Origin of the sequence: Staphylococcus argensis (genome assembly GCF_002902305.1) — a bacterium.
Taxonomy (GTDB): Bacteria; Bacillota; Bacilli; order Staphylococcales; family Staphylococcaceae; genus Staphylococcus; species Staphylococcus argensis.
The window spans coordinates 1136922-1155882 of record NZ_PPPX01000001.1 but is presented as its reverse complement, the minus strand read 5'-3'; the positions used below and the strand labels follow the sequence as shown (position 1 = coordinate 1155882).

15 protein-coding genes are annotated in these 18961 nt (G+C 39.1%); 10 read left to right on the top strand and 5 right to left on the bottom strand.

What is annotated here, in order from left to right:
- Window positions 1-230: 230 nt before the first annotated feature.
- From CD039_RS05565 to CD039_RS05535, 7 genes are all read left to right on the top strand, one after another.
- On the top strand, window positions 231-1367 hold the full coding sequence (locus CD039_RS05565; RefSeq protein ID WP_103371471.1) for a cysteine desulfurase family protein: 1137 nt from the start codon (window positions 231-233) through the stop codon (window positions 1365-1367).
- Window positions 1364-2587, top strand: coding sequence for a tRNA uracil 4-sulfurtransferase ThiI (gene thiI / locus CD039_RS05560; RefSeq protein ID WP_103371470.1), 1224 nt, complete (start codon window positions 1364-1366; stop codon window positions 2585-2587). Before CD039_RS05565 ends, thiI begins: the two co-directional genes overlap by 4 nt.
- Window positions 2588-2631: 44 nt before the next feature.
- Window positions 2632-3405, top strand: a complete 774-nt coding sequence (locus CD039_RS05555) for a sulfite exporter TauE/SafE family protein (RefSeq protein ID WP_103371469.1) — start codon at window positions 2632-2634, stop codon at window positions 3403-3405.
- Window positions 3406-3563: 158 nt separating this feature from the next.
- Window positions 3564-4559 carry a signal peptide peptidase SppA gene (gene sppA / locus CD039_RS05550; RefSeq protein ID WP_103371468.1) on the top strand — a complete coding sequence of 332 codons (996 nt, stop codon included), beginning with the start codon at window positions 3564-3566 and terminating at the stop codon, window positions 4557-4559.
- A 9-nt stretch (window positions 4560-4568) separates the two neighbouring features.
- On the top strand, window positions 4569-5123 hold the full coding sequence (locus tag CD039_RS05545; RefSeq protein ID WP_103371467.1) for an RDD family protein: 555 nt from the start codon (window positions 4569-4571) through the stop codon (window positions 5121-5123).
- Between the two features lie 664 nt (window positions 5124-5787).
- Window positions 5788-6735 carry a class I SAM-dependent methyltransferase gene (locus tag CD039_RS05540; RefSeq protein WP_103371466.1) on the top strand — a complete coding sequence of 316 codons (948 nt, stop codon included), beginning with the start codon at window positions 5788-5790 and terminating at the stop codon, window positions 6733-6735.
- Window positions 6736-6816: 81 nt separating this feature from the next.
- Window positions 6817-8013, top strand: a complete 1197-nt coding sequence (locus CD039_RS05535) for an acetate kinase (protein ID WP_002471232.1) — start codon at window positions 6817-6819, stop codon at window positions 8011-8013.
- A 251-nt stretch (window positions 8014-8264) separates the two neighbouring features.
- Here CD039_RS05535 and CD039_RS05530 read toward each other — a convergent pair whose 3' ends face one another.
- The 3 genes from CD039_RS05530 to CD039_RS05520 all read right to left on the bottom strand — a co-directional run bounded on the left by CD039_RS05530 (window position 8265) and on the right by CD039_RS05520 (window position 13518).
- Window positions 8265-12026 (bottom strand): putative mucin/carbohydrate-binding domain-containing protein, encoded by a 3762-nt coding sequence (locus CD039_RS05530; RefSeq protein ID WP_142384372.1) that lies wholly within the window; start codon window positions 12024-12026, stop codon window positions 8265-8267.
- Window positions 11957-12745, bottom strand: coding sequence for a hypothetical protein (locus CD039_RS05525; RefSeq protein ID WP_103371464.1), 789 nt, complete (start codon window positions 12743-12745; stop codon window positions 11957-11959). The genes CD039_RS05530 and CD039_RS05525 overlap by 70 nt, the downstream gene beginning before the upstream one ends.
- Before the next feature lie 269 nt (window positions 12746-13014).
- Window positions 13015-13518: a universal stress protein gene (locus CD039_RS05520; RefSeq protein ID WP_103371463.1), complete on the bottom strand. Its 504-nt coding sequence runs from the start codon at window positions 13516-13518 to the stop codon at window positions 13015-13017.
- Window positions 13519-13662: 144 nt separating this feature from the next.
- On the opposite strand from CD039_RS05520, the gene ald reads away from it, so the two are divergent.
- The gene (gene ald / locus CD039_RS05515) at window positions 13663-14778 is read left to right on the top strand and encodes an alanine dehydrogenase (protein ID WP_002471233.1); all 1116 of its coding nucleotides are present in this window, start codon (window positions 13663-13665) and stop codon (window positions 14776-14778) included.
- A gap of 51 nt (window positions 14779-14829) precedes the next feature.
- Here the strand turns inward: ald and CD039_RS05510 are convergent, their stop codons facing one another.
- Entirely contained in the window at window positions 14830-15885 is a 1056-nt protein-coding gene (locus CD039_RS05510; protein ID WP_103371462.1) for a M24 family metallopeptidase, read from the bottom strand.
- 159 nt (window positions 15886-16044) lie between these two features.
- Here CD039_RS05510 and CD039_RS05505 point away from each other — a divergent pair, with 159 nt between their 5' ends.
- On the top strand, window positions 16045-16734 hold the full coding sequence (locus CD039_RS05505; RefSeq protein WP_103371461.1) for a metal-dependent hydrolase: 690 nt from the start codon (window positions 16045-16047) through the stop codon (window positions 16732-16734).
- A 180-nt stretch (window positions 16735-16914) separates the two neighbouring features.
- Here CD039_RS05505 and CD039_RS05500 read toward each other — a convergent pair whose 3' ends face one another.
- Window positions 16915-17328 carry a universal stress protein gene (locus tag CD039_RS05500; RefSeq protein ID WP_103371460.1) on the bottom strand — a complete coding sequence of 138 codons (414 nt, stop codon included), beginning with the start codon at window positions 17326-17328 and terminating at the stop codon, window positions 16915-16917.
- 215 nt (window positions 17329-17543) lie between these two features.
- Here CD039_RS05500 and CD039_RS05495 point away from each other — a divergent pair, with 215 nt between their 5' ends.
- Window positions 17544-18836 (top strand): DRTGG domain-containing protein, encoded by a 1293-nt coding sequence (locus tag CD039_RS05495; RefSeq protein WP_103371459.1) that lies wholly within the window; start codon window positions 17544-17546, stop codon window positions 18834-18836.
- Window positions 18837-18961 lie beyond the last annotated feature (125 nt).

Below are 18961 nucleotides of genomic sequence, written 5' to 3'. Positions count from 1 at the left end.
GATACACAGATTTCTGTGTTTCTCCCAAGCAAGTGAGATTTTAACAGTGAAAATTAAACAACTTTAATTGTGATGCTGACTAATCACGTCACTTTAAATTTCGGTTGAAATGCGTATAATTTTATAGTGTTATGTGACATTTTGCCTTTCAATTTATAAAAAACAATCATCCTATAGTCACAAGAAATTAGAATATGATAAGATAAAGAGCGTTAAAAGGAGTGAGAGCCGTGATTTATCTAGATAATGCTGCAACTACCGCGCCTAATGAGGATGTCTTGCAAGCTTATTTACAAGCAAACCAATCCGTATATTATAACCCGAATAGTCCTCATAAAGCAGGCTTACAAGCAGCGCAATTATTAGAACAGAGCAAATCACAAATTAATCAAATCTTAAATTTAAATGATGAATTCGATATTATTTTTACCAGTGGAGCGACAGAATCGAATAATATGGCTCTCAAAGGTTTGGCATATCGTAAGAAAGATTCTGCGCCCGTCATCATCACGTCATTACTTGAACATCCTTCTGTACTCGAAGTCGTCCGTGCTTTAGGAGGAGAAGGATTTACAGTTAAATACTGCAATGTCACAAGAGAAGGGCGACTCGATATTGAACATTTGAAATCATTAATGTCGAGTGAAGTAGGGCTTGTAACGTGTATGCAAGTCAACAATATTATGGGTCAACGTCAACCTGTGCGCGAAGTAGCAGAAATCGTAGCGGCGTATCCTAAAGCATTTTTACATGTAGATGCAGTGCAAGCTGTAGGTAAGGTGCCATTAGAAACAGAGGGTGTTGAAAGCATCAGTGTAAGTGGGCACAAATTTAACGGTCTAAAAGGGCAAGGCTTACTACTTATACGCAACAAACATCACCTAGAACCTATTATCCAAGGTGGCGGCCAAGAATATGGATTACGTAGTGGAACAGTGAATTTGCCGATGGACATTGCAATCGTGAAAGCGTTGAAAGCTAACGTTCAGAATATGGATGAGAATTATACACGCGTACAAAGTTTGAGTGACGAACTCCGTCAATTTATTGCACGATATCCAGGAGTGTATTTGAATACGCCAGAAGGTGCGATTCCTCACATACTGAACATTGGCTTCCCTGGCGTCAAAGGAGAAGTGCTCGTCAATGCATTCTCACAACATGGTGTGATGATTTCTACTACGAGTGCGTGCTCGTCTAAACAATCTAAATTAAATGAAGTCTTACTCGCAATGCATATAGACGAGACACGAATTGAAGGAAGTATTCGTGTGTCACTAGGGAACAAGACGACTGAAGCTGATATTGAGCAGTTTAAAGAGGCATTTGACTCTGTATATCAAGAAGTTAAGGAGCTGTTAAGATGATTTATGATCATATCTTAGTGAGATATGGTGAACTCACGCTCAAAGGAGCAAACAGAAAGAAATTTGTGAATCAACTACGCGCTAATACGCAAAGTGCGTTATCTTCATTTGAAGAATTGAAGATTAAAGCGAATCGTGATCGCATGTATATTGAAATTACCGAAGAGACAGATGTTGAAAGTGTAATTGATCGCTTGAAAGAAATCATCGGAGTGAAGTCCGTGAGTCCTGTATTAAAGATTGACAAGACGTTAGAAGCAGCGAATGAACAAGCGGTTGCTTTCGCTAAGAGCTACGAAGATGGCGACACTTTCAAGATTAATGTGAAGCGTTCTGACAAGTCTTTCCCAATGGAAACATTTGAGTTACAACGTACAATTGGAGCTGCGGTGTTGCAGAATACCGACGCGCTTACTGTGGATGTTCATCATCCTGATCATACGATTCAAGTTGAAGTTCGTCGTGATGCAATTTACATTTATGATGCAATCATCCCAGGACCAGGTGGTCTACCAGTAGGTACAGGGGGTAAAACGGTGCTCATGTTATCAGGTGGTATTGATTCTCCTGTCGCTGGAATGGAAGTCATGCGTCGCGGTGTGACTATTGAAGCGATGCACTTCCACAGCCCGCCTTTTACAAGTGAAAAGGCGAAAGAGAAAGTCATTGAATTAACACGCTTACTTGCGAAGAAAGTCGGACCGATTAATTTACACATCGTGCCTTTTACAGAAATTCAGAAACAGATTAACAAAGTCGTCCATCCACGCTATACGATGACCTCTACACGACGTATGATGATGCGTATTGCGGATAATCTTGTGCACCGTGTGGGGGCAGACGCTATCGTTAATGGAGAGAACCTCGGACAAGTGGCAAGCCAGACGTTGAAGAGTATGTACGCCATTAACCATGTGACGTCAACGCCAGTGCTGAGACCGTTGCTGACTTTAGATAAAGAAGAGATTGTTAAAAAGGCGAGAGCGATCGGTACGTATGAGGTATCAATTCAACCTTATGAAGATTGCTGCACGATCTTCACACCGAAGAATCCTGTAACTGAGCCGAACTTTGAGAAAGTTGAAGAATACGAAAGTGTTTATGATTTCTCAGAGATGATTCAACGTGCTACAAATGACATTGAAACATTAACGATTACTGAAGACTATCAAAGCGAGAAAGAACTCGATACAGAAGATTTAGCAAATGATTTATTCTAATCTTAGGCTTCTAAGATAAGACCGCTAAGAGGGGATGGGTAGTTATGGATTGGAGTATCTCAATTATATTAATTATTATGGCGCTAGGATTTCTAGCTGCCTTTATTGACGCCGTTGTGGGTGGAGGCGGTTTGATATCGATTCCGACATTACTAGCAGTAGGTTTACCACCATCAATGGCTTTAGGTACTAATAAACTGGCGAGTGTCTTCGGCTCGATGACGAGCGCCATTCGTTTCATTCGTTCAGGTAAAGTTGACTTGAAATTAGTCGGGAGATTATTTATTCCTGTATTTATACTAGCGATGCTTGGCGCGAGTTTAGCGACTTTCTTACCTGCTCAACTTTTAAAGCCTATTGTCATCGTCATATTAACGCTCGTGTTGCTTTATACGATTTTTAAAAAGGATTGGGGCGACGTACGCAGAGTTCAGAGTTTCACAGTCAAGAAAGCGTTGCTGATCACTGTATTGTTGTCGTTAATAGGATTCTACGATGGATTTCTCGGTGGAGGTACAGGGTCATTCATGATGTTTATTCTCTTGATGTTTGGCTTTGACTTTCTAGGCGCTGCCGGGAACGCAAAAGTGTTGAACTTTGCCTCTAACCTTGGAGCACTCATACTGTTTATAATCTTAGGTGAAGTCAATTATCTTTACGGCTTGATTATGGCCGCAAGTATGATTGCTGGTTCCTATGTTGGTGCGATGTTCGCAATTAAGCAGGGCGTAGGTTATGTTAAAATGCTCTTCATCGTTGTTACTGCTTTATTGATATTGAAAAATGCATATGATTACGTTATGCAGTTAGTACATTAAGAGAACGCGTTATTTTGAAAAGAGTCTAAGTTCATTAGTAATAAATGAACTTAGGCTCTTTCTTGTTAGCGACAATCAATTGCCTACAACAGGAACTATACAGCCACTTATCATCTGTGTTTAAATAAAAAAGTAACACTATACATGGAGGTTGAAATATGTCGAAAAAGCGAATCATCGCAATCATCTTAGCCGTAGTCATCATCATTGGTGGTATTACGGTAAGTTCAATATCAGCTCTTGTTTCTGCTATGTTTAACAATCAAGGTATTGGTGACATCGATCCTTTTACAGAACAGGTGGAAAAGGATGGAAATAGTCAACATCGTATCGCACATCTTACGTTAAATGGTGAGATTATGAGTGGTGGCGAAAGTGGTGGACTCTTCGGTGGCGGAGAGTATAATCACGAGGCCTTTCTGAAGCAACTCGATAAAGTGAAAAATGACGATACCGTCGATGGCATGCTACTCACAGTTAATTCACCTGGTGGCGGTACTTACCCAAGTGATGAAATTTATCAAAAGATTAAACAGATTAAGAAAGCCGATAAGAAAGTTTATGTACAGATGGAAGACATGGCGGCATCAGGCGGTTACTACATATCAGCACCTGCAGATAAGATTTATGCAGGCCCACAAAGTATGACGGGTTCTATCGGTGTCATTATGTCTAATATTGATTATTCAGATTTACAGAAGAAATTAGGTATTAAAGAGAACGTGATTAAATCGGGTGATCATAAAGATATCTTAAGCAGTTCTCGTCATATGACGAAAGAAGAGAAACAGATTATGCAATCTGTCATTGATGATAGTTTTGATCGTTTCGTCGATGTCGTAAAAGATGGTCGTCACATGAGTGAATCGAAAGTACGCCATCTTGCAGACGGTCGATTATACAGTGCGCAACAAGCGAAAGACAATGGGCTCATCGATGAGATAGGCTACAAACAGACAGCACTGAAAGCCTTAAGTAAAGACATCGGCAAAGATGATCCTGAAGTCTTTGAGTACTCTATGGATGATGGTTTCTTCTCATCTATCTTCTCTGTTAAATCATCGATCGATGGCATCAAGAATGATGTTAAACAGTTGAAATCAGCGATTCATAATGATTCTAAAGCGAAACCAGAATATCTTTACGAAGGGTAGGTGAATGAGATGATGAATGCATATACGGGGGAAATGTTTCACAACACGGAGTCACATACAAGTCAACAAGCGAACTCGGATGAGCTCTCCAACTTGTATTATCAAGGTGTTCGTGAGCAAATCTATGCTGGCTTTGGTATACGACTTGTAAGTTTTATCATCGATGTATTAATTATTCACGGTCTTCAAAGACTTATTCTCGCACCTTTAAATCATTTCACACATATTCCAGACTGGAAGTTATGGATTAATTACTTCAGCGTCGATCATCTCGTCAAAGCGCTCATCTTCTATCTTTATTTCGTACTGCTAACCAAATGCTTTAAGCAGACTTTAGGAAAGATGATTTGCAATATTAGAGTTGAACGGGTGGATCGTGAAGCCCTTCGTTGGTCAGATGTGTTATTTAGAGAGTGGCTGGGTCGTATTGTAAGTGGCGTGATGTTATGTTTACCTTACGTCGTAGTCTTATTCACGCCTCAACATCGAGGCATTCATGACTACTTTGGTGACACTGTAGTGATTAAAAATAAATACGCAAAGCTCTTCTTTTTAAAAAAATGACGTCAAATGAATATTAAACGTTGTTAGAGACATATTGTAAGCGTTATAATAGCTTGTAAGGAAGTAATTCGTGGCGATAGGATAGTGAGTGAGCAAGGAGATACTCACGTAAAGATAGACTTTCTTCGTCGCTTCTGTGCGATGGATTGTCTTTAGGTAGAGGAGCTGAGAAAGTTGTTCGCCTATTAGAAACCACAATTACTTCTCAAGTTCACAAGCTTAACGCAAACAATGTGTCTTTATTTATATTTTTAAGAATATTAGCATCGCGAAGAGAATTGATACTCGAACGATGTACTTTGTAATACGTTAAGAGTGAACAATTAACAGAGAATATATAGAGAAATAAATAGCAAGTGTGCGGTTAGTTGTCTGAATTATACAAATTAAGTGTTAATTTAGATTCAACTACACATTCGATTGTGCGACATTAGGTGTAAGATACGGTGTTTGAACTCGCATTTTAAAAATGGAATCAGTAAAAGTAGTAAATCGTATCTTAAGGGTAAGCAGTTCGATGACATTGACAATAATTACTATTCTGTCCATAATTATTGAATACGCTAAATTGTAGCAGATTGTTAAAATGAAGTTAACGACTGTCTCATTTACAGATGTATTTAATAGCATTTAACCAGGACTTTATAGAGAAAGGACTAATGTCATGACTGAAGAACAAACTGTAATGGAGAAACTCTTCACAACGTTAGATGAACAGGCGAAAGCATTGCACAAGGAGAATGGACAAAGTTTAATTGAGAACTTAGGTCTCGCGATGGAACAGGTGTACACGAATCAGCGCGACTTATTAGAACAAGCGACTTTACAAGACCGTCGTAAAGCATTTCAATTCGCTTACTTAAGTTTATTACAAGAAGAGGATGTTCAAGCGAATCACCAAATCACACCTGATTCAATTGGCTTGATCCTAGGCTTCTTAGTCGATAAATTTATGTCTGATTACGAAGAAATGCATGTTGTAGATTTAGCGAGTGGTGCGGGTCACTTGAGCGCTACAGTGCATGAAGTGTTAAAGAATACAACACTTATGCATCATTTGGTTGAAGTGGATCCGACGTTATCTCGCGTGAGTGTTCATTTAGCTAACTTCTTAGAAATTCCATTTGATGTGTACCCACAAGATGCGATTATGCCACTTCCATTTGAAGAAGCAGATGTCGTAGTGAGTGACTTACCGATTGGATATTATCCATTAGATGAACGAAGTCATGAAATGAAACTTGGCTTCGATGAAGGTCACAGCTATTCACATTACCTATTGATTGAACAAGCGATTCAAACATTGAAACCGACAGGCTACGCATTTCTCGTCGTTCCGAGCCAAATATTCGAGGGCGACCATGTGAAACAGTTGCAAAGTTATATTGCAACAGAAGCAGAAATGCAAGCTTTCCTACATTTACCGAGCACTTTATTCAAGAATGAAAAAGCACGTAAATCTCTGTTAATCCTACAGAAAAAAGAAGCTAATGTTACTAGACCTGTAGAGGTATTGCTAGCTAACATTCCAGACTTCAAGAACCCACAACAGTTTCAAGGATTCATTCAAGAGCTCAATGATTGGATGGGGGAAAATCATTCTGAGAAATAAACTGTATTACTCTTGATAAAAAACTGTATTAGTGGTTAAATAGAAATTGAATCAAACATCTGTAAATTGGAGGCAGCGGGTATGTCAAAATTAATTTTAGCAATCAATGCTGGTAGTTCATCATTGAAATTCCAACTCATTGAAATGCCAGAGGAGAAGTTAATCACTAAAGGTTTAATCGAACGTATAGGATTAGATAATTCTATCTTCAAGATTGAATTGAACGGTGAGAAGATTAAGGAAACGAAAGATATTCCTGACCACGACAAAGCAGTACATATCATGTTAGATAGTTTAAAAGAACATGATTTAATCAAAGATGTTAACGATATTGATGGTACAGGACATCGTGTCGTTCACGGCGGAGAGTCTTTTCCTAAATCAGCTTACATCACAGATGAAGTTGAACGTGAAATCGAAAGACTTAGTGATTTAGCGCCACTACATAACCCAGCAAACTTAATGGGTATTCGCGCTTTCCGCAAACTCTTGCCTGAGGTCCCACATGTAGCTGTATTCGATACATCATTCCATCAATCTATGTCGCAAGCAGCTTACATGTACAGTTTACCTTATGAGTACTATACAGACTATCGTATCCGTAAGTATGGATTCCATGGTACAAGCCATAAATATGTGAGTCGCCGAGCTGCGAAATTACTTGATAAACCAATCGAAGACTTAAAGATTGTTTCTTGTCACATCGGTAATGGTGCTTCTGTAGCTGCAGTAGTTAACGGTGAATCTGTTGATACTTCAATGGGCTTTACACCGCTTGCAGGTTTAACGATGGGCACACGTTCTGGTAATATCGACCCAGCACTTGTACCATTTATTATGGAAAAAACAGGTAAGACAGCAGCAGAAGTGCGTTATACTCTCAATAAAGAGTCAGGTTTACTCGGTTTAACTGGTAAGTTTAGTGACGTTCGAGATATTGAAATGGACGCTAAGAACGGTTGCGAACGTTGTGAACTTGGTTTACAAGTTTACGCTCGTCACATTCATGGTTACATTGGTGCGTATGCAGCACATATGCAAGGTGCCGACGTGATTATCATGACAGCTGGTGTAGGTGAACACTCTCCAGAAACGCGTGAACGTGTACTTCAAGGTCTCGAATTTATGGGTGTGAAGTTAGATAAAGAGAAGAACCAAGCGATGACAGATGGTGAAGGACTCATTAGTACAGATGATTCACCTGTTAAAGTCTTGGTTATTCCGACAAACGAAGAAGTGATGATTGCTAGAGATGTTGTTAAATACGGTGAAGTGTAATTTTTAAACTGTATGAATTAGACTAGCTTTCTAAAATTGTAAGATGATAATGGCTTGAGGTAAGTTGAAGATGACTTATCTCAAGCCTTTTTATGTATTATGGTGCATTTTAAAAGTAGGTGATTAGGTTGAATTTGAAAATATACAGTATAGATAAGAAGTAAAACATCCCTTAGGTCTTCTTGTAGTCAAGAAAACCTAAGGGATGTATTTTATGACTCAAAGTTGTGTAGATGTGATTGAGTTAATTTTTATTGTTGGTTGTTAGATTTACGTTTTCTCCAACGTAAAGTAAAGATTCCAGCGATTAAGGCTAAAGTGCCCCATATAGGACCATTATGGGATTCATTTCCTGTATCAGGTAATTGTAACGCTTGTGCTGTACTATCTTTGTGAGTAGGTGTTGTATTTTTAACCTCCTGAACAGTTGGTGCAGTTATTGGTTGAATGGCTTCGTAACCAGATTGTTGAACAAGATCTGAATTTAATTTCAGTTGATGTTCTGACATAAGCGAACTGTTCACAACAGTATTAGTAGGGTGGTCTGTCTCTTCTAATAGAGGTGCGTGAGATTGAATAAGCGATTGAGACGTTACTCCATCCTGTAATACTGAATTCTGATCTACAAGAGCAGTTCCACACGTATTTCCATTAAGGTGGTCTATCACTTGAGTTGTGTGAGTACTCGTATTCGTTGTTGATGAATGACCTTCTGATGGTGACTGATCTTGTTCTTTCGGTGTAACAACTGTAACAGGCGCTTGATTATCTGGTTGTTGTTCTGGTTGGGGTTCTTGAATCGTAACTTTGCCTGGTTTGGATTCCTCTTGTGATGTTTCGCCAGATGGTTGAGTAATCGTTACACTACCTGGATGAGATGGTGTTGGTTCAGATGGTGGAGTGCTGTTGTCCTCTGAGTGTGAATCATCTTTGCTAGGTTGAGTAACATCATTACTTGAACCATTTGATTGTTCTTCGTCACCCGGTTGAGAAGGTTGTTCTATATCTCCCGGTTCGGATGGTACTTCTGAATCTCCTGGTTGAGTAGAGTGCTCATTATCGCCTGGTTGCTCTGAATCTCCTGGGTCAGTTTCGTTATCGCCCGGTTGCTCAGAATCTCCCGGATTAGTTTCGTCAACACCAGGTTGCTCGTTACTATCTCCAGGTTCACTAGGTTCCTCGGAATGACCAGGTGTCGTAGGATTGTCTGTACTACTTGGGTCTTCAGAGTTGTTGTCATCATTACCTGGTTGAGTTGTGTCATCTCCAGGTTGATTATCATCGTTACCAGGTTCGTTTGGTTCTTCTGAATTACCGGGTTGATGAGAATCGCCTGGTTGATCTTCACTATCGCCAGGTTGAGTAGGTTGTTCATCGTTGTCACCCGGTTCACTAGGGTTTTCGCTATTGCCTGGTTCTTCATCATTGCCATTGTTATTATCATCAGCGCCAGGATCAGAAGGTTGTTCAGAATCTCCTGGATTAGTTTCGCTATCACCAGGTTGCTCTTCATTGCCTGGTTCAGAAGGTTGTTCTTCGTCATCGCCCGGTGTGGTAGGGTTGTCTTCATTACCCGGATCTACAGGATTATCAGAGTTGTCATCTTCATCTCCTGGATTAGAAGGCTGTTCATAGCCGCCACCCGGTTCACTAGGGGCTTCGCTATTGCCTGGTTCTTCATCATTGCCATTGTTATTATTATCATCGCCAGGATCCTCAGAATCGCCTGGAGTCGTTTCATCACTTCCTGAATCGCTAGGATCGTCAGTACTACCTGGGTCTTCTGGATTCTCAGAATTGTCATTATCACCATCGCCAGGTTCACTAGGTTCTTCTTCGTGATTATCGTCATTCGCATCTTCTGATTCAATAACTCCTGTTTTTTCAAGAAGGTCACGATAATCTTCGATGAATTGTTGTTTATCCTGATCTTTTAAATTATTAATTTCAGCATACAAACCACTCACGATTTTACGACTATCAAGATCTGGATGTGCCTCTAAATCTGCTTGTTTATTCTCAAGTTCTGCTTTCAAGTTATCGAGATAGCGTTGATAGGCTTCATCTTCATCCGTTTTAGTTAAACCATAAGGCGTGAAATGATACGTCGTCGTCTTATCTTTAGTCTCAAGTGCAGAAATAGGCTGGTTAGTATTGTTATTACTAAACTTCAAACGTCCTGGCTCGGCATGATAAATTTCAAGCGTATCACCTGGTTGAACATCGACCTCTTCAATATTATCACCAGTACGCGCTTGGTTACCGATCATCTCTTTTTGATATTTGACTTCACCATTTTTATCTTTAATCGTCATCGTGATGTAGTCCGTTTTAAAATACACATGAGGTGCTTTGAGTGAATCCGCAATCTTCACTTTATTAGTCGTTGGGTTGTAAGTCAGACTTGCGACATTGTCATTGCTTAAACCTAGGAAGTTTGCTACCTCTGAGTAGTCGGATTTCGCTTCAGCAGGGTAGTTGAGTTCTAGCTGATTATCGTCATGGGCTTTCATAACAATATATTCTGTCTTAGGTAATTTACCATCTGTTGTAAAAGGCGCCTCCACTTTATAAACGCCAATAGGTACCTCATCAAAGTGAACTTGATTATCTTTAACTTGAGCTGTAGCGACTACACGTTTGCCATCTAATAGTTTCACTTCAGCGTTATCTCGGAGCTGATTGCCATTTAATTTCAAATCAATTGTAGAAGATGTAGTTACACCCGCATCTTTCAACGCATCTGTCGAAATTAAATCGTGACGAGATACCATGTGTTCACTTTCTTTAATGCGGTCTTGCTCAGATTCGTCAGATGTAAGAAGTGATAATGGATAAAGAATCGTATTGCCTTGTTCGTAAATGCGTTCTTTGACACTGTCGTTGACTGGTATTCCTGCTAAATCGAAGTAGGGGATGAGATTGACATCACTTAAGTTACCCCATTCTTCCGCGAGTTGATCGTTAATCGAGCGTTCTTTAACTTTATTACCCATTTCACGCATGTATTTATTAAATTTGATAAAGCTTTCTTCACCTGTACCACGTACTAGCGTTGCCATAATGTTGAGTCGTGATTTAAATGATTGACGAATAAATTGATAATCGTCGCCTTGTTGCGTCATTTTATCTAATTCTTGTTTCTGATACGCTTCTTGCTTACCTCCATAAAGCCAATCACCTTGTTTAGAGTCTACAGTAGAAACCATCAAGTTTCCGTAAATATTATTCCAAGTTTCGAGTAAAACAATATCAGTCGCTGTATTCGGATGTACTACGTAGCCGTCGTAACCATGTCCTACTTCGTGTAAGAGTAACCAACTTCTAGAGAGGAACGGTACGACTGAATCGCCATTTGTGGCTGTGTGATCAGGATTGTAATAAGCTGCACCAGCACCTGTCTTATCTGCACGGATAAAGTATTGTTGTGGCGAGTTAGCATGAATATCACTACTGTCGTCAAGTCCGAGCCAGTGATCATAGTGCTTTAACATATCTTCATGGTAATTGAGTGTCTCATCTAGCGATTTAAAGCCACTAGGACCTGCAGCATCTTCCATGTTGAGTACGTAATCTTTGTCGACATGAGGAATCAAGATTTGAGAATGCTCAGATTCTGCTACAGCAAACGCAGCATCTGATTCTTGCCAATCGCGTTTGAACTTCTCGATATCGCCATTCAATTTGTAGTGAGGCATGTCGACACCTTTGTTACCTTCAACGTAATACTCAACATCGACAGGACCATCGAGATCAGATGGCGTCTTGATGAAGAGCGCACCATCTTTAGAAGCTTGGATCTCATGCCAATTATGATCTAACGCGAAATTAGTACGTGCATCACTTTTAGAGGAATCTGTTATTAATTCCGCTGTAAGTTGTTTCTTGTTCACTACATCTTTTGAACGGATATACGCTTTCGTGTTGGCGGGTACAACGATGTCTAAACTTTGGCGCATATGATTTTGTCCACGAAGCGTTCCTGCTTGTGTCGTATTACTTCCTCTGACCACATTTTAATGGTCGTTGTCTTAGTATTTTCCATAGGTGCTGAAGTTGCCTCTGGTGTTTCAGCGTTTGAGGTTGCTCTAAACATCGGTTGTGATGAGGTAGGGCGATTTTGTTGCTCATCTGACGTATCTGTTGAGTCAGAGGACGTGTTGTGCTGTGTTTCAGATGCATGATCGTTTTGTGTGTGCTTGTCTTGCTGTGACTGTGTTGCTTGGTGCCCTTGAGTTGATGGTTCTTGTTGAGGGCGAGTACCACGAGCTTGGTCAGTTGCTTGTCCTTCAGATTGAGGGTGGGTCTCATTTTCGGCTTTATCGCTTTCTTGAGGTTGCTCTGCTGAAGGTTGTAAATGACTATCAGAAACTTGTGATTGTTGTTGGTTATCTGTAGTCGATTTAGATGGTTGAGATGACTCAGATTGAGCACGACCACTTTCTTCATTATTAGTAGGACTAGCATTGTGTGTTACGTCAGAGTTTTGATCTGCTTTATTAAAAATGCTAGGAGTTGTTGTTTCGGTATGATTTGAAGCATCATTCACTTGTGCTTGATGAGATGCTAACGGTGTTTCATTATTTGAGTTATCTGCTTTCGAATTATTCACTGTCTGCGTTGGGTTCGATTGCATTTCGGCTGCATAAGCATTGTGAATGTGTTCAGAAGCGACAAAAGTCAGGCCTCCGACAACTGTTAAACTTAATGCAAATTTGTATGTGTGTTTCATATTTATTATTAAAATCCCTTCGTAGTTGTATTCTTATCTATTATACCCATACTCCATTAAAATAAAAATAATTTTTTGCAATATGATAGAAGATAATAGAAATTTTACAATTTTCGCTGAGAAAAAGCGTTTTCATTATTAAAGTATGCAGTTTTATAATAGTGTGGAGAAAATAGGTGAGGGCTTAGTGAGTGTTATCAGCACGGCAACTAAAAAAAGACCAACCCCTTACAATAAGGAGCTGGCCTAAAAAGTATAAATATTTAATATTAGTGAGATTGATATTTCGCTCTGAATTCGTCTGTAGCAACTTGAGGTTGGAAGTCCTCAGGCATTTCTTCAGTACGAACTACAAGAACGTCACATGGAGAGTGGCGTACGATAGATTCTGAAACTGAACCAACGATAAAGCGTTCGACAGCGTTAAGACCTGAAGTACCACACATGATAAGGTCAATGCCTAATTCTGTAGCTAATTTCTTAGGAATAATCGCTTTAGGTGAACCAAATTCTAAACGTGTAGTCACTTGAGTTACGCCTGCGTTTGAAGCGACTTCTTTATAACCTTGTAATAAGTCTTCTGAGAAGTTCTTAGATTTCTCAGTGAATTGAGCATCGTACACTTCATATGAAGAATATGTTCTAGAATCGATGACATTGACTACTGTGAGTTGAGCGTCATTACGTTTAGCTACTTCGACCGCTTTGTTGAACGCCCATTCTGCTTCGTGTGATCCGTCTACAGCGATAAGAATATTTTTATAAGTTAACATCGCTTGTACCCCCTTCAGCTTTTCTTATTTATATTATACCACACTGATATAAATCTTAATAATAAGTATAATTGTAAAATTTTAACAACTTTGTGATTGCGCTTTCATGCGTTTCGCGTTACTATAAATTTGGAGGTGGAGAACATGATTATTGGTATTCCAAAGGAAATCAAGAATAATGAGAACCGAGTGAGCTTATCACCAAGTGGAGTTCACGCGTTAGTAGATCAAGGTCATAAAGTATTAGTAGAGGCATCAGCAGGTGAGGGATCTTATTTCGAGGATAAAGATTACGAACAAGCTGGTGCTACTATTGTGGATTCACAACAAAAAGTATGGGATGTCGACATGGTTATGAAAGTTAAAGAACCATTGGAAGAAGAGTACCAATACTTTAAAGAAGGACTTATCTTATTCACTTACTTACACTTAGCTAATGAAGGTGAATTAACGAAAGCATTACTTGATAGCAAAGTTGTAAGTATCGCTTATGAAACAGTGCAACTACCAGATCGCTCTTTACCACTCTTAACTCCTATGAGTGAAGTAGCAGGAAGAATGTCTTCACAAATCGGAGCAGAATTCTTACAAAAATATAAAGGCGGTATGGGTATCCTACTTAGCGGTGTGCCTGGTGTTGCTAAAGGCCGCGTAACAATCATCGGTGGTGGCCAAGCAGGTACAAATGCTGCTAAGATTGCTTTAGGTTTAGGCGCAGATGTAACAGTATTAGACGTTAACCCTAAACGTTTACAAGAACTTGAAGATTTATTTGATGGACGTGTACACACTATCATGTCTAACCCATTAAATATTGAAGAGTGCGTTAAACAAAGTGATCTCGTTATCGGTGCCGTACTTATTCCTGGCGCGAAAGCACCTAGTCTTGTAACTGAAGACATGGTTAAACAAATGAAAGACGGTTCAGTTGTAGTAGATATCGCAATCGACCAAGGTGGTATCTTCGAAACTACTGATAAGATCACTACACATGATGATCCAACTTATAAGAAACATGGAGTAGTACACTACGCTGTAGCTAACATGCCAGGTGCAGTGCCACGTACATCTACAATTGCTTTAAATAACGCAACATTACCTTATGCGCAACAAATTGCGAATAAAGGTTATGAAAAAGCGCTTAAAGAAAATGAACCACTTTCTTACGGCTTAAATACAATTAACGGTAAACTTACAAACAAAGCAGTAGGGGAAGCGTTAAATCTTGACTATATTTCAGTCGAAGAAGGCTTAAAATAATATAGCACTTAAAAAGATTGTCCCGCTCCATTTCGAGCGAGACAATCTTTTTTAATGTTTCGGATAATTTGTTAAGCTACGCGCACCATCTTCAGTTACGACGATATCATCCTCAATCCGTACACCTGCAACATTAGGAACATAAATACCAGGTTCAATGGTAATGACCATACCTGCTTCCAACGCATTATTATTTTGACTTGAAATATCTTGATATTCATGTGCTTCGAGCCCTAAACCATGACCCAGTCGGTGTGTGAAATAATCCCCGTAGCCCGCTTCAGTAATAATATTTCGCGCGATATCATCAATCTTGGAAATCTTTTCACCTGGTTGAATCGCCTCTATCGCTTGTGTTTGCGCCTCTAACACAACTTGATATATACGTTGTGCCTCTTCGGAAGGTGTACCAAACGCCACAGTTCGTGTAATATCACTACAATAGTGATTATAGACGACACCAAGGTCAAAGAGTACATATTCATTCACTTGCAAACGACGATCGCCAGGAATGCCGTGAGGAGATGCAGCGTGGTCGCCAAACAATACCATCGTATCGAAACTCATCTCATTGACCCCATAACGTTTAATTTCGTGTTCGATATGATTGACGACTTCTCGTTCGGTGCGACCTTCTTCTAGAAAGGCGACACCTATTTCAATACATTTATCAGCAAGTTCTGCAGCGATTGTAAGCTCCGCAATTTCACCAGTAGATTTATTATTGCGTAATTGTTTTAATGTGAGATCCACATCAGCAAACGTTTCAGTATGTAGATATTTAGTTAGTTTTCGTTGACGGTGCACAGTTAAATGTTTCGCTTCAATCAATAACTTAGTATATGTTTCATTAAGCTTACTTAATGGTGCTTCAGTATCGAGGTAGCCAATTACTTCGCCTTCGAAAGGAGAGTTGTTGACATCAGCTACTTCCATTTGAGGGCAGAAGAGCACTTGTTCACCAGTAGGCTTAATGAGTAAAGCGAAGAGTCGCTCATTTGGATTGCTGTGATAGCCGGTAAGGTAGTAGATGTTAATCGGTCGTGTAATCCATGCGCCATCCGCTTGTTCACGTTCTATCGTGTTAATTAAATGATCTATTTTCATAATATTCACACCCCTGTTATTTTTCTTTATTGTAAAATAACGGCTATGAATAATCAAAATGCGTGTTTTTCTATTCAACTAAAAAACAGTCCTATAACGTTATAAAACGCGTAGAGTAGGGTATAATACAAAGTAAACATGATTTGGGGAGGATTTATAATGAAGTTATCATTTCATGGACAATCAGCAATTTATTTAGAAGCAAATAACAAAAAAGTAATTGTAGATCCATTTATTTCAGGCAATGAACTATCTGACTTAGATGCAGATAACTTAGAAGTTGACTACATTATTCTTACACATGGTCATGGCGACCATTTCGGAGACACAGTAGAATTAGCGAAGAAAAACAATGCTACAGTAATTGGCTCTGCAGAAGTGGGAGATTATCTATCTACAAATAAAGGTCACGATAATGTGCGTCCAATGAACATTGGTGGTAAAGTTGACTTCGACTTTGGTTCAGTTAAATTTGTGCAAGCATTCCATAGCTCAAGTTTAACAGACGACAATGGTGTACCTGTTTATTTAGGAATGCCAATGGGTGTGATTCTTGAAGTTGAAGGTAAGACGATTTATCACACTGGTGACACTAGTTTATTTAGTGATATGAAACTTATCGCTGATCGTCATCCTGTAGACGTTTGCTTTATCCCTATTGGTGACAACTTTACTATGGGCATCGACGACGCAAGCTATGCAATCAATGAATTTATCCAACCTAAGATTACAGTTCCAATCCACTATGATACTTTCCCTTACATTGAACAAGATCCTGAAGAATTTAAATCAGCAGTCAATGTTGGTGAAGTTCAAATCGTTAAACCAGGTGAAGATGTAGAACTTTAATAATATCTATTAAGATGGGGATCTCGAGTCGGCATTGAAAATAGATGTTTAGTTTATTATTGATAAAATTCTTCTAAAAGCTTAAATTTCTTACAGAAAACGGCAATTTCTATCAATCCAACTTAGAAATTGCCGTTTCTCTATTATTATGATTTTGTGATACGAAAGAAAGCGCTACGCTTATTTGACGATCAATACAGGGATGTGGGCACGTTTCGCTACTTTGTGACTGACACTACCGAGCACGAATTTCTTCTTGTCTTCTGCTTTGCGGTTGCTGAGTAAGACGATATCGTATTTACCACTATTAGCCTGTTTCACTAGCTTTTCTTTAGCGTTACCTCTCACAATCATTTCTTCATACTCGATGCCATAATCTTCTAAGGCTTGACGAGTAGGTGCTAACCCTTTACTACGTTGTTCTGTTAACTTGTCTAGATGAATTCCAGATTTGATTGACGCTTGCGCATCTTGTTCGCTAATAGCATTGAGAATAGTTACGACTGTACCTTCTCCAGCAAGTTTCGAAACTTCTTTCAAAGCTTTCTCATTCGTTAATTGTGTATCAACACCCAACAGTATATTTTTGAACATTGTTCATCCCTCCTCATCTTCATTTTAGTAAAATTTTGGCTCCTATTGCAATAAAATTGTTATACTTTTCAAATAAGTAATCAAATTTTTTATTAACAGCTGTCGTATTTGTATAAAAAAGTAACAAACCTAAAAATACTAGTTACATAAATCGCATTTCCTTGCGTAAAAAGTTATAATATGAGTACAAAATTTTTAAATAAGAGGTACATAGGATGACTAAACATGAACAAATACTAGCTCACATAGAATCGTTATCTGTTGGATCAAAAATATCAGTACGTAAGATAGCTAAAGTCTTACGCGTATCAGAGGGAACGGCGTATCGAGCAATCAAAGATGCTAGTCACATGGGGCTTGTGGCTACCATTGATCGGGTAGGGACCGTGCGCATTGAGAAGAAAGCGCGCGAACGTATAGAGCAATTAACTTATAATGAAATCGTGTCGATTGTGGACGGAAAGGTACTCGGTGGCAGAAGAGGCCTTTATAGAACTTTAACGAATTTCGCTATCGGAGCAATGGAAGTCGATGATGTGATGAAATACTTAAGCTCTCATACGTTGCTCATCGTCGGTAATCGTCTTGAAGTTCAATATGAAGCTTTACGAAAAGGGACTGCAGTACTTATCACTGGCGGATTCAATACATCTAAAAGTATTATCGATTATGCTGATAAATACGATATACCAGTGATTTCTTGCAATTATGATTCGTACATGGCTGCAAATATCATTAACCGTTCATTATATAATAAGAAGATACGCACAGAAGTACTCGTCGTCGATGATATTGTGAAAGATATTGATGAAACATGTGTCCTCTTTGAAGGAATGACTTTAGAAGATTATAAATATCATGCAACGACTACGGGACATTCCCGCTTCCCAATTGTCGATCAAGATTGGCGTTTAACTGGAATCTTAACGAGTAAAGAGATTATTAATATGCGCAATGGTGATCGTGTCGAGCGGTTTATGACGCGTCCACCGATATACGCGCAATTGCACACCACAGTAGCAAGTTGTGCGCACATGATGATTTGGGAAGGTATTGAGCTTCTACCTGTCATCTCTCCGAGTAAAAAATTGGTCGGTGTCATCACCCGTGAAGATGTCTTGAAAGCGATGCAAGTCATCGGTCAACAACCACATGTAGGGGAAACGATTAACGATCAAATCGCGAAACACATTACGATTAACAATGATGGTATCCACTTACAAGTTTCACCACTGTTAACGAATCAGTTTGGTATGTTAAGTAAATCAGTTATTGTGGCAATAATTGAAGAAACGATTCGCTTTGAAATGCGTAAGTATAAAAAGCTAGAAGTCATGATTGAAAGTTTAAATATCGTCTACATTAAATCGTTACCAATTGAATCAGATATTGAAGTGAACTATGATATGTTCGATGTAGGTCGTAACTTTGCTAAGCTTGAAGTCAATATGTCGAGTGGTACACAGAAAGTGGCGAATGCAATCATTATGTGTCAGCTCATCGATTAGATATATTGTAGCAACTTTGATGTAAATTATTTAAATAAAATCACTGAGGTGACTCGAAACGTTAATCACGTTATTCGGGTCACTCTCGTTATGTATGAGCTTGCACAAACATCTGATATAATGGA

Coding starts and splice junctions, on each gene's coding strand:
- thiI (WP_103371470.1), top strand. CDS start 1,364: ATGATTTATGATCATATCTTAGTGAGATATGGTGAACTCACGCTCAAA.
- CD039_RS05555 (WP_103371469.1), top strand. CDS start 2,632: ATGGATTGGAGTATCTCAATTATATTAATTATTATGGCGCTAGGATTT.
- sppA (WP_103371468.1), top strand. CDS start 3,564: ATGTCGAAAAAGCGAATCATCGCAATCATCTTAGCCGTAGTCATCATC.
- CD039_RS05545 (WP_103371467.1), top strand. CDS start 4,569: ATGATGAATGCATATACGGGGGAAATGTTTCACAACACGGAGTCACAT.
- CD039_RS05540 (WP_103371466.1), top strand. CDS start 5,788: ATGACTGAAGAACAAACTGTAATGGAGAAACTCTTCACAACGTTAGAT.
- CD039_RS05535 (WP_002471232.1), top strand. CDS start 6,817: ATGTCAAAATTAATTTTAGCAATCAATGCTGGTAGTTCATCATTGAAA.
- CD039_RS05525 (WP_103371464.1), bottom strand. CDS start 12,745: ATGAAACACACATACAAATTTGCATTAAGTTTAACAGTTGTCGGAGGC.
- CD039_RS05520 (WP_103371463.1), bottom strand. CDS start 13,518: ATGTTAACTTATAAAAATATTCTTATCGCTGTAGACGGATCACACGAA.
- ald (WP_002471233.1), top strand. CDS start 13,663: ATGATTATTGGTATTCCAAAGGAAATCAAGAATAATGAGAACCGAGTG.
- CD039_RS05510 (WP_103371462.1), bottom strand. CDS start 15,885: ATGAAAATAGATCATTTAATTAACACGATAGAACGTGAACAAGCGGAT.
- CD039_RS05505 (WP_103371461.1), top strand. CDS start 16,045: ATGAAGTTATCATTTCATGGACAATCAGCAATTTATTTAGAAGCAAAT.
- CD039_RS05500 (WP_103371460.1), bottom strand. CDS start 17,328: ATGTTCAAAAATATACTGTTGGGTGTTGATACACAATTAACGAATGAG.
- CD039_RS05495 (WP_103371459.1), top strand. CDS start 17,544: ATGACTAAACATGAACAAATACTAGCTCACATAGAATCGTTATCTGTT.